The following is an 11233-nucleotide window of genomic DNA, read 5'->3' on the forward strand; positions in this document are numbered from 1 at the left end:
CCTCATTTCCGTTCACCGGTCCGATGTGAGCCTTCGCCACCGGCCGGGTCAGCCTTTCCGGAAGACGGTCACGGATAGCGCCGCGCAGGTGGTGCCGGCGGCGTCGGTGGCGCCGGAGGAGTCGAGGGCCCGGTGCCAGGTGCCGGGCGGCAGCGTGGCGGTGTACCCGCTGGTGCCCGGGTTGTAGACCACGACGGTGTCGTAGTCGGTCGGCGCGGCGGCGTTCCCGCTGATGGACGTGACGACGACCGAGCCGGAGGCCTTGGCCGAGACCTGGTTGCGGATGCTGTCCCAGCTGGTCAGGCGCAGTGCCGGGATCGACTTCCGTGCGGCGATGGCGTCCCTGTAGTACGCGAAGACCGCGGCGTTGGTCGTCTTGTCGCCCCAGTGGACCGCGTTCACGGCGTCCGGGGCCCGGTACGAGTTCATCGCCGTCTCGTAGTCGCCGCCGACCACCTTGGACCGCAGGAACTCGTCGCCCTCGGCGAGGAACGGGATGCCCTGCGAGGTCAGGACGATGCCGGCCGCGAACTTGTCGATCTGCCCCGCCCGGCCCGCCGCGCCCCCGGAGGCGCCGGAGTAGGTGATCTTGTCGTAGAGGTTGAGGTCGTCGTGCGCCGACACGTAGTTGATGCTCTGCTCGGGGTCGTACGCGAACGCGGGCGCCCACAGGTCGGGCAGGGCGCCGGTGCTCTTTGTGGCCAGCGGTGAGCCGCGCGTACCGAGGGCGACGGCCGAAGCGTTGCCGGCGCCGCCCATGTAGTTCATGATCCGGTCGCGGGTGCCGCCCTTGACGGCGTCGCGGTACGTGCCGTTGAAGACGCCGATGTGAGCGCCCCCCAGCGTGGGCACGGTGCCGTAGCGGACCTTGGCCGACTCGTCGGGATCGGTGCAGGCGCCGCACCAGGGCTCGCCGTACAGCAGAAGGTTGCGGTCGGCGTACCGGGTGGTGAGGTGGGTGCCCCAGGCGGCGGCGTTGGCGGCGCGGTGCACGCCGAGCAGGTCGAAGCGGAACCCGTCGACGTTGTACGTGCGTACCCAGTGCTCGAGCGAGTCGCGGATCATCCGCGCCACCATGGGGTTGCCGTCGTCGAGGGAGTTCCCGGTGCCGGACAGATCGGCGGGCGTGTAGTAGCGCGGGGTGATCGCCTGCAGGGCGTCCTTGCTGAACGTGTGGTTGTAGACGACGTCCATGACCACCCGGATGCCGGCCCGGTGGAAGCCGTTCACCATGTCCTTGAACTCGCGGATGCGGTCCTCGGGCGCCGTGTACTGCGAGTACTGCTCCTCGGGCACGTTGTAGTTCGCCGGGTCGTATCCCCAGTTGTACATGCTGGTGCTGAAGTCGAAGGCCGGCATGAGGTGCACGTGCGTGACACCCAGCTCCCTGAGGTGGTCCAGCCCGGTCGTCCGCCCGTTGTTCGTCGTCCCGGCCTGCACCAGGCCGAGGAACTTGCCGCGCTTCGCGGGGTCGACGCCGGAGCTCGCGTCGATCGTGAAGTCGCGGACGTGGAGCTCGTAGACGACCGCGTCCTCCCGGTTCACCAGCGCCGGCCGGTCCGCCCAGGTGCCGCCGGTGGGCAGGACGGCCGCGTCGTTGACGACGATGCCGCGGGTGGTGCCGGGTTCGACCATCTGCGCGTACGGGTCGCGCACCGCCGTACCGTTGATCCGGAACTGATAGGTCCTGCCCCGGAGGTCTCCGGTGACGACGACCTGGTAGACGTCGGTGTAGCCCGGGACGTCGGTGCGCGTGAGCGGGTGGACGGTGCCCCCGACGTCGACGGTGACGGCGCTGCTGTCGGGTGACCAGATCCGGAAGGTCGTCGCGGAGGGACGGTAGATCGCGCCGAGCGTGTCGAGCGGATCGGTCGCCGACGTGGCGCTGAGCCGGTGCGTGCCGGCCGTGTAGCTGAAGGTGGTGGCGTCTCCCGCGGCGGCGACGGTGAACGCGATGTTCGCACCGCCGGCGACGCCGTCCTGGCCGTAGTTCTCCGCCCACGCCAGCCCGACCGTGGCCTTGACCTCCCAGGTCCCGGGCGGGACGGCGGTGGTGGTGAAGGTGTACGTGCCGTCGCCGTCGACATCCTGCAACCAGGAGCGCAGGCAGTCGGCTGCCCAGTCGGCCGGGCATCCGAGCTCGGACTGGAACGACCCGGCGGCCGTCACGACCGCGGCGTTGACGGTGTCGGTGACCCAGTGGGTGACCGGGTCGTAGAGGAAGGTGACCGCCCGTCCGCCGGTGGGGATGACCAGCGGGATGTCCGGGCCGTCGGCGACCGCGTGGGCGCCGTAGTTCTCCGCCCAGCTGCCGTTGAGCGCCGCCTTGTAGGCGTAGCTGCCCGCCGGGACGGTGATAGTCGCCGACCATGAGCCGTCCGGGCGGGCGGACAGCTGTGCTGGAGCGCAGGTGAGGTCCCAGTCCTGGGCGCAGCCGAGCTCGCTGGTGAAGCTTCCGGCCACGGTCACCGTGGCCGGCGCCGCGTCCGCGACCCGGGCCTGCAGGACGCCGGCCGCGATGAGGACGGATGCAGCGATCCAGCCCGTGACTGTCCGACCTGGTCTGTGGGGGAATGGCACGTCGAGGCCTCCTCGGGGGAAGAAGAGGCCTCTATGAAGAACTTGTTACGAGACTAAGTCAAGGGTGACGAGCGCGAATTGTCGCCAGCAAGTAACTCGTGTTACTAAATCGTGCCCCCGAGGCCCCGTACGGGAGGCTCTTCGGGTAGGAACCGACTCGAGTCGATCATCCTCCGCTGGACAGGGCACCGGATGATCCGCGACCCGCTGGAGACTTATGTCCGCGCTCCGGCCCGGTCGGCGAGGAGCGCCGCCTGCGTGCGTGAGGACAGGTCGAGCTTGCGGAGGATGTTGCTGACATGGGTACGCGCAGTGCGCTCGCTGATGAACAGGGCGCGCGCGATGTCCTTGTTCGACAGACCCCGGCCGACCATGGCCAGTACCTCCCGTTCGCGGGTTGTCAGCTTCTCCAGGGACTCGGCGGGGGCCGGAGCCGGCTCGTCCGAGCGGTGTCCGGCCTCAGGTTGACGAGGCGGCGGGATGAGGCGACCGACCTCCGCCGGCCGCCGGAGCAGGCCGGCGGCGCTCAGGAAGTGCAGGAGGATCAGCGCCGCCCACGTCAGCGCCGCCCATAGCGGCCACCAGTAGTCGGCCCCGTAGTCCCGAAGCGGAGGGTGCGGGTCGCGCGTGACCTGCCACAACAGCAACGCGGCCGGGGCGAGGACCAGAGCAGCCAGGGCATGGGCGCGCCAGCGCGTGTCCCGCCACCCGCGCCGCCAGATTGGGTCGTCGTCCGGGAGATCCGCGAAGACGCCGTTCAGGTCCGCGCGGGTCCGTGCCTCCCCGGCCGCCTCCGTACGGGTCGTCAGCTCCTCGGAGGTCAACCGTCCGGCAACCCGGTGGGCGCGGAGCCGCGCGATGGCCTCCTGCCGGTCGGCATCGCTGAGCCGGTGATTCTCGTTCATGGTGCCGATTGTCCTCGACGTGCGCTCGGTCGGGTCCCGGCGCTGCTCCAGCCCGGTGGCTACGTCGAATGTCCCGCTCGGATACGGCATCGCGCCGATGTGGCGCGCCGGTCCGCACCGCCAGCCTTGATCCATCCGAGAGCTGGGGGGACCGACTCGTGATCAACACACCTAACGCGATCACCGCCGTCCGCACGGTGGTCGCGATGGCGCTGGCCGTGTCCGCGGTCGCGCGGCCGAGCGTCGCGCTCACTGCCGGGGCGTACGTGACGTACTGGGCCGGCGACATCCTCGACGGGTTCGCGGCCCGGCGGCTGGACCAGGAGACCCGCGCCGGGGCGGTGTTCGACATCGTCGCGGACCGGGCCTGCACGGCCCTGTGCGCGGCGGCGCTGCTCGTGCTGCGTCCGGACGTCGCGCTGCCGATCGCGGTGTTCCTGGCACAGTTCATGGTCGCGGACTGCCTGTTGAGCCTGTCCTTCCTCCGATGGCCGCTGCTCGGTCCCAACTACTTCGGGTCGGTGCACCGCGGCGTGTACCGGTGGAACTGGTCGCCGGCGGCCAAGGCCCTCAACACCGGTGGCGTGGTGGGCCTCGCCCTCCTGGCGCCCTCGCCGTGGTGGGCGACCGGCCTCGCCGCCGCGGTCGCCGTCGTCAAGGCCGCTTCGCTTGTCACGGTGAGCCGGTTGTGAACACGCCCCTCGTCCTGGTCACGGTTGCCGCCGCCGCATTCGTGTCGGCCTTCGTCCCGGTCTCGCCGATCGAGCCGTACCTCGTCGCCGTCGGGACCGCCGGACACCACGGCCCCGTGGCGCTGGGCGTCGCGGCCGGTGCCGGGCAGACGGCCGGGAAACTTCTCATCTTCGTGGCCACGCGTGCTGCCCTGCGCAGCGGGCGGCCCCAGCGGTGGCTGGCGGTCGTCGCCCGGCGCTTCAGCCGCCCGGCCTCCCGCCACCGACGTGGCTCCGGCCGCGGCGGTGCCCTGCGGCGCAGGCTGTCCGCGTGGGGGCGGTGGTTGACGGCCCTGCTCGACCGTCCGGCGCTGGCGGCTCCCGTCGTCCTCCTCAGCGCGGTGCTCGGTGTGCCGCCGCTGCTGGCAACGACGGTGTACGCCGCACGAACGCGCATCTCCGCTCCGGCCTTCACGCTCGCGTGCCTGCTCGGCCGCTCCGCCCGCTTCGTCGCGGTCGCCGCCGTCCCTTCCCTGCTGGTGACGCCGTAGAGCGAAGGCGCAGACGGCCGGGTAGTTCGGGCAGATCCGTGGATGCCCGCGCCGAAGAGCTGGCGCGGCACGCTCGTTCTCGGAGTTCACCGGGTAGCGGCGTCCGGTTGCCGGGACGGTTGCCGTCGTGGAGCGGCCGGGGTGCGGCGCCGCGGGGCCGGTCCTGCGGCAACCTGTCCGCTCCGGCGCTGGGCCGGAGCTGCACCTCCCGGCTCACAGACTCGCCTGGTGACGACACGACAGGACGTTCGACCAGCTCCGCAGCCCTTCTTCCGAGCCCGGCGGTCCGGCACCGCCACGCTCGCCGCGGTCCTCGCCGTGGCCCTGACGGTCGCCGGTACGCCCGAACCCGTCTCCGCTTCGGTGCCGAAGGTGGCGCAGAAGTGGTCGTCGCTGATGTACCACAGCCTCACGCCCAGCCCGGCGTACCTGCGGATCCGCAAGACCCTCGCCGCTCAGCGGGCCGCTCTCGTGACGCAGTCCGCCCGGGTCACCAAGGGCCGGACCGCGCACGCCGCGGCGCAGGCCGAGTTCGCCACCGCGGTGACCGCTGACGCGGCCGCCCGTACCCGGTATGCGATCGCGCGGGAGTCCCTGGCCAGCGCTCGCAACCGCCTGGCCGTGGTGTCGCAGCAGCGGCCCCGCAACGGGGGCGCGGTGGCCGGTGCCAAGGTCACCGTGACCGCGGCGGCCAAGTCGGTGACCACCAGCAGCGTCGAGGCCCGCAAGGCCGCCGTGGCGCTGAAGGCGGCGCAGGCCGCCGCCCGGACCGCCACCACCTACCTGGACCGGACGGTCGTCGCGTGGCAGCGCACCTCGGCGGCGATCCGGACGAACCAGCAGCGGCTCATCGCCCTCGACCGGTCCGCCCAGTACGCCGCCCAGGCCGCCGCCCTCAGCCGCGAGGTCGTCACCGAGGTCCGCGCCACGTTCAAGGTCGCCGACACCACCAGCGTGAACGGCATCACCGTGCACCGGAGTGTCGCGTTCTCGTTCCGGCGGATGATCGCCGACGCGCAGGCCGACGGGGTCGCCCTGTCCGGCGGCGGGTTCCGGACGAAGAAGCAGCAGATCGCGCTGCGCAAGTCGAACGGCTGCCCCGACGTGTGGACCGCGCCGCCGTCGTCGTGCCGGGTGCCGACCGCGATCCCCGGCCGGTCGCTGCACGAGCTGGGGCTGGCCATCGACATGACCTCCGGCGGGCGGACGCTCACCTCCGACAGCGCCGGGTTCCGGTGGCTGTCCGAGCACGCCGACGAGTACGGGTTCGTGAACCTGCCCTCGGAGCCGTGGCACTGGTCCATCACGGGCGGCTGAGCGGCGGCTGAGCGGGCGATCGCCGCGATCCGGCCCGGCAGTGCGGCCGGGCTGGATAGCGTGCAGGGATGCGGGCACTGCTGGGTGCAGGCATCATCGCCGTCATGATCGCGGCCGGGTGCGCGGGCCCCGCCGGTGACGGACGGCCGGCCGGCACCGCCGTCCCGGCCGTCGCCCCGAACGTCCCTCCCTCCACCGAACCGACCGGGGACTCGCCGGAGCAGTCCGTGCAGACGCGTGCCGGTGACTCGGGGGCCGCGGAAGCCGACATCAGGTTCGCGCAGACGATGATCCTGCACCACCGGCGGGCGGCGCAGCTGGCGACGCTGGCCCAGGAGCGCTCCGACGATCCCGAAGTGCAGTACATGGCGAAGACGATCAGGGTCCGTCAGGGGCCCGAGATGACCACGATGACCTCGTGGCTGACCGCGTGGGGCCGGCCGGTCGAGGGCCCGGCCGGGACGCCGCCCGCGGGCCTGGTCTCCGCCGCCGACCTGGCGGAGCTGAAAAGGATCGACAGTGCCCGCTTCGACGAGCGGTTCTGCACGATGATGATCGCCCACCATCGCGCCGCGGTCACCCTCGCCGAGGCCGAGCTGGCCGACGGTACGAGCATCGCGGCGAAGGAGCTCGCGAAGCGCATCCTGACCGTCCACCGCAGTGAGATCGAGCTGCTGAACGGCATCCTGGCGCAGCTGTAGAAAAAAATGTCGCCGGGTTGTCGATCGGGGCGGCCGGTTTTCGTAGCCCTGGTGAGAGGCCGGCACGGAGCCGGTATCCCGACTCACCGGAGGGCACAATGGCCACCATGAAGCAGTACCTGCTTGCCGTACACATGGTCGAGGGCGCGCCGACCCCGTCGGACGACGAGATCCAGACCCTCTACGCCCAGGTCGACCGGGTCAACAAGGAGTTGCAGGACGCCGGCGTGTGGGTCTTCGCCGGAGGTCTGCTGCCGGCCGAGACCGCCACGGTGGTCCGCAGCGAGAACGGCAGGACCACGATGACCGACGGGCCGTTCGCCGAGACGAAGGAGCAGCTGGGCGGCTTCTGGGTGCTCAAGTGCGAGGACCTGGACCAGGCGCTGAGCTGGGCGGCCAAGTGCGCGGAGGCGTGCGCCGGGCCCGTCGAGGTGCGGCCGTTCCAGGACGAGCCCGAGAGTTGACCGCCGCCCGCCCCTCCGCGGACCTGGACCGGATCTACCGGGCCGAGTACGGCCGCTGCGTGGCCACGCTCGTCCGCCTCCTCGGCGACGTCAACCTCGCCGAGGAGGCGGTCCAGGACGCCTTCGCGGCGGCCGTGGAGAAGTGGGACACCCTGCCGCCGAACCCGGGCGGGTGGATCGTGACCACCGCCCGGAACCGTGCCGTGGACCGGCTGCGCCGCGAGTCGACGCGCGAGGCCCGGCACGCTCAGGCGCTGCTGCTGCACCAGCGGGACGAGCCTCAGGAGGTGGGACCCGTGCGCGACGACCAGCTCCGGCTCATCTTCACCTGCTGCCATCCGGCGCTCGCCCCCGACGCCCGGACGGCCCTGACCCTGCGCCTGCTCGGCGGGCTGGAGGTGCCGGAGATCGCCCGGGCGTACCTGGTGCCGGAGGCCACCGTCGCCCAGCGCATCGTGCGCGCCAAGAAGAAGATCCGCGACGCCGGCATCCCGTACCGGGTGCCCGCCGCCGAGGAGCTGCCGGACCGGCTGCCGCCGGTGCTGACCGTGCTGTACCTGATGTTCAACGAGGGCTACGCCGCCACCACGGGCCCGCTGATCCGCACGGATCTGTGCGCCGAGGCGATCCGGCTGGCCCGGGAGCTCGCGGCCCTGATGCCCGACGAGCCGGAGGTGCTGGGGCTGCTCGCGCTGCTGCTGCTCACCGAGGCGCGCCGGCCCGCCCGGCTCGGTGCTACCGGCGAGCTGGTGCTGCTGCCCGACCAGGACCGGTCGCTGTGGAACCGGGCGCTCATCGCTGAGGGCCACGAGCTCGTCCGGCGCTGCCTGCGGCGCAACCGGCCGGGCCCCTACCAGCTCCAGGCGGCGATCAACGCCGTGCACACCGACGGGGCCGCCACCGACTGGCGGCAGGTCCTCGCGCTCTACGACCGGCTGCAGGCCCTGGTGCCGACACCGGTCGTCGCGCTCAACCGCGCGGTCGCCGTGGCCGAGGTGCACGGTCCGGCGGTGGCCCTGGCCACGCTCGAGGGCGTCGAGCTGCCGGGCTACCACCTGCTGCCCGCGACCCGCGCCGACCTGCTGGCCCGGCTCGGACGCGGGGCGGAGGCCGTCGCCGCGTACGACGAGGCGATCGCGCTGGCCGGCACCGAGACCGAGCGGGTCTTCCTCCGGGGCCGCCGCGCCCGGCTCGGCCTGCCCTGAGTCCTCGTCGGCGGGCGTTCAGGACGGGCGTGGACCGCTGGGAGGCAGTCCGCCCGGCGGGGTGCCGCCGGGGGCACCGGACGGCGCGCCGTCGCCGGTCAGCTGCCCGCCGGACGGTGTGGTCGCCGTGTCGACGCCGACATTCAGCGCGACGGTGTATCCCTGGCCCACGTCGCCGGTCACCGTGGCGAGCTGGAGGGCGGCCGAGTCGTTGCCGAACACGTTGTCGGAGGCGAGGCTGACCTGCGCCAGGTTGCCGGCGGAGGCCTCGTAGCCGGACTGCTGGTAGACCTTGTCGCACACGTCCTTCGGCAGCGCGACCTGCGACGTGGCGATGGCCTTCGCCGAGTCGGCGATGTCGTCCTTCGCCCGGTACACCTCGAAGTGGACGTGCGGCCACCGCCCGCTGTAACAGGCCGGGAAGATGCTGGTGAAGCGCACCTTGCCGTCGGTGTCGGCCACCTGAACGCCACGCAGGTAGTTCTGGTCCGTGACGCCCTCGGAGTACAGCGAGTACCGACCCTCGCGGTCGCAGTGCCACACGTAGACGGCGGCGCCGGCGAACGGCTGCCCGCGGTTGGCGAGGTCGGTGAGGGCGAGCTCGAGCGTCATGGGTACGCCGTCGGCCCTGCCGGTCGCCGTACCGAAACTCGGCCGGATGTCACTGCGGACGACGCCGCTCTGGTCGAGCACGTCGGGGCCGTTGGAGCCGTCGCCCGGATAGGGCCCGGCCGTCTCGTCGGGGATCTCGCCCGTCGGCGAGGGCGAGTACGACCACGTCGGCTTCGCCGTGCCGGGCTCCGGATCGCTGCAGGCGGCCAGGCCGAGCGTGGCGGCGCCGAGCCCGAGCGCCCGCAGCACCTGCCGGCGACCCAGCAGGGTGCCCAGGTCGAAACCCAGGCCCTGGTCGGTGAGCTCCTCGTCCGGCCGGGCGAGCGGGCGCCCCTCGTAGGTCGGCGGCATGGTCACACCTTCGCAGATCACCGGTCCCGCGTCCGCGAGATGCGGATAATAAGGGCGAAAACGGGTTACTGATGAGTCGGACCTTCTGTGCGTGCCTTTGCTGCCGATGGATCCGACGGAAGATCGTCCATCGGTGCTGGAGCTGGTTGTGCACTATTTCCGTGATGTCAGTGTCGGCAAGCGGCTCGCCTTGTCCTTCTGCGTCCTCACCGTGCTGATCCTGTCGGCCGCCGGTGCCGGCTGGTGGGGGCTGCGCCAGCAGGACGACGCCCAGCGCCGGCTCGCCGCCATGGAACGGGTCCGCGACGATGTGCAGCTGATGAAGTACTACGCGGCGGACGTCACCGGCTGGCAGGGCCTCGTGGCCGCCGACGCCGGCGCGTTCGGGTACGCGTACGCCACCGGCGCCGACGGCTACAACCGCCAGGGCGAGCTGAAGTCGAAGGACGCCATCTACGCCACCTACGCCGCGGCGCACACCGGCGACATGACCCCGGCCGAGCGCGCCAAGTTCGCCGAGCTCAAGCCCGCGTGGGACGACTTCTTCAAGTGGGACGCCACGCTCATGGAATGGCTGCGGCCGGACACCCAGGAGGCCCGCGCCAAGGTCATGACGAGCATCAACGGCGGCGAGGCGGCCGAGTCGTACGGCAAGGTCCTGGACATCACGGCCGAGCTCGAGAAGTCGGTCGACGCGCGGGTCGCGTCCCTGCGCAAGGAGGCGGCCGACGCCCGGACGGCGAGCCTGCTGGTGCTGGGCGGCGCGCTCGCCGTGGCCCTCGTGCTCGCGGTCCTGATGAGCATCCTGGTCACGCGTTCCGTCGTACGCCCGCTGTCCGTGGTCGTCGACGCGCTGCACCGCCTCGCCCAGCGGGACCTGACCGCCCGGGCCGAGGTCCGGTCCCGGGACGAGATGGGCCGCCTCGGCGAGGCGCTCAACAGCACCGCCGCCGCCCTGCGTGAGACCGTCGCCACCATCGCCGGGCACGCCGGCACCCTGTCGGCCGCGTCGGAGGAGCTGTCCGTGGTGTCGACGCAGATCGCCGCCTCCGCGGAGGAGGCCGACGCCCAGGCCAACGTGGTGACGGGCGCCGCCGACCAGGTGTCGGGCAACGTCAACACCCTGGCTGCCGGCAGCGAGGAGATGGGCCTGTCCATCCAGGAGATCGCCCGCAACGCCGGCGAGGCGGCCCGGACCGCCGCCGAGGCGGTCACCGCCGCCCGGGACACCACGGCCACGGTCGGCAAGCTGGGCACGTCGTCGGCGGAGATCGGCGACGTGGTCAAGGTGATCACCGCCATCGCCGAGCAGACCAACCTGCTCGCGCTCAACGCCACCATCGAGGCGGCCCGCGCCGGGGAGATGGGCAAGGGCTTCGCGGTGGTCGCCGGTGAGGTCAAGGACCTGGCTCAGGAGACGGCGAAGGCCACCGAGGACATCGCCCGGCGGGTGCAGTCGATCCAGGCCGACACCGACAGCGCGGTGGGGGCGATCGGGCGGATCAGCGACGTGATCGGCCGGATCAGCGACTCCCAGAACCTCATCGCGGCGGCCGTGGAGGAGCAGACCGCCACGGCCTCCGAGATGAGCCGCAACGTCGCCGAGGCGGCGACGGGCAGCCGCGAGATCGCCGAGAACATGGCCGGGGTCGCGGTGGCGGTCCGCACCACCGCGACCGGCGTCACCCAGGCCCAGCAGGCCTCGGCCGACCTCGCGACCATGAGCAACGAGCTGCACCAGCTCGTCGCCGGCTTCCGCGTTTAGGGCGTGTTCTGCCGGCCATGACGGCCTGCGACGGGCCCAGCTTCCGCCTCGCGGCGCGGTCCGGACGGCCGGATACAACTGTGAGGATGGTGGGGTGCTGCCTGGGGTTGG

At 72.1% G+C, this 11233-nt stretch carries 10 protein-coding genes; 7 read left to right on the top strand and 3 right to left on the bottom strand.

From position 1 onward, the window contains the following. Positions 1–48 precede the first annotated feature (48 nt). Positions 49–2580, bottom strand: a complete 2532-nt coding sequence (locus AB0J80_RS29570; protein WP_364711310.1) for an alpha-amylase family glycosyl hydrolase — start codon at positions 2578–2580, stop codon at positions 49–51. 215 nt (positions 2581–2795) lie between these two features. Continuing rightward, a complete protein-coding gene (locus AB0J80_RS29575; RefSeq protein ID WP_364711313.1) occupies positions 2796–3485 on the bottom strand; it encodes a LuxR C-terminal-related transcriptional regulator in 690 nt (229 codons plus the stop codon). A gap of 158 nt (positions 3486–3643) precedes the next feature. On the opposite strand from AB0J80_RS29575, the gene AB0J80_RS29580 reads away from it, so the two are divergent. The 6 genes from AB0J80_RS29580 (at position 3644) to AB0J80_RS29605 (ending at position 8394) form a co-directional block, all read left to right on the top strand. Next, a complete protein-coding gene (locus AB0J80_RS29580) occupies positions 3644–4177 on the top strand; it encodes a CDP-alcohol phosphatidyltransferase family protein (protein ID WP_364711314.1) in 534 nt (177 codons plus the stop codon). Continuing rightward, entirely contained in the window at positions 4174–4707 is a 534-nt protein-coding gene (locus AB0J80_RS29585; protein ID WP_364711317.1) for a hypothetical protein, read from the top strand. The genes AB0J80_RS29580 and AB0J80_RS29585 overlap by 4 nt, the downstream gene beginning before the upstream one ends. 228 nt (positions 4708–4935) lie before the next feature. Then, positions 4936–6024, top strand: a complete 1089-nt coding sequence (locus AB0J80_RS29590; protein ID WP_364711319.1) for a M15 family metallopeptidase — start codon at positions 4936–4938, stop codon at positions 6022–6024. Positions 6025–6092: 68 nt separating this feature from the next. After that, entirely contained in the window at positions 6093–6725 is a 633-nt protein-coding gene (locus AB0J80_RS29595) for a DUF305 domain-containing protein (RefSeq protein WP_364711321.1), read from the top strand. A 107-nt stretch (positions 6726–6832) separates the two neighbouring features. After that, positions 6833–7189 carry a YciI family protein gene (locus tag AB0J80_RS29600; RefSeq protein WP_364711324.1) on the top strand — a complete coding sequence of 119 codons (357 nt, stop codon included), beginning with the start codon at positions 6833–6835 and terminating at the stop codon, positions 7187–7189. Continuing rightward, complete coding sequence (locus AB0J80_RS29605; RefSeq protein WP_364711326.1) at positions 7186–8394, top strand: RNA polymerase sigma factor; 1209 nt, start codon at positions 7186–7188, stop codon at positions 8392–8394. Before AB0J80_RS29600 ends, AB0J80_RS29605 begins: the two co-directional genes overlap by 4 nt. An 18-nt stretch (positions 8395–8412) precedes the next feature. Here AB0J80_RS29605 and AB0J80_RS29610 read toward each other — a convergent pair whose 3' ends face one another. After that, positions 8413–9357: a 3,4-dioxygenase subunit beta gene (locus AB0J80_RS29610; protein WP_364711329.1), complete on the bottom strand. Its 945-nt coding sequence runs from the start codon at positions 9355–9357 to the stop codon at positions 8413–8415. 133 nt (positions 9358–9490) lie between these two features. Here AB0J80_RS29610 and AB0J80_RS29615 point away from each other — a divergent pair, with 133 nt between their 5' ends. After that, positions 9491–11122: a methyl-accepting chemotaxis protein gene (locus tag AB0J80_RS29615; protein ID WP_364711330.1), complete on the top strand. Its 1632-nt coding sequence runs from the start codon at positions 9491–9493 to the stop codon at positions 11120–11122. Positions 11123–11233: the final 111 nt, after the last annotated feature.

The organism is Actinoplanes sp. NPDC049548 (genome assembly GCF_040676695.1).
Lineage (GTDB): Bacteria > Actinomycetota > Actinomycetes > Mycobacteriales > Micromonosporaceae > Actinoplanes.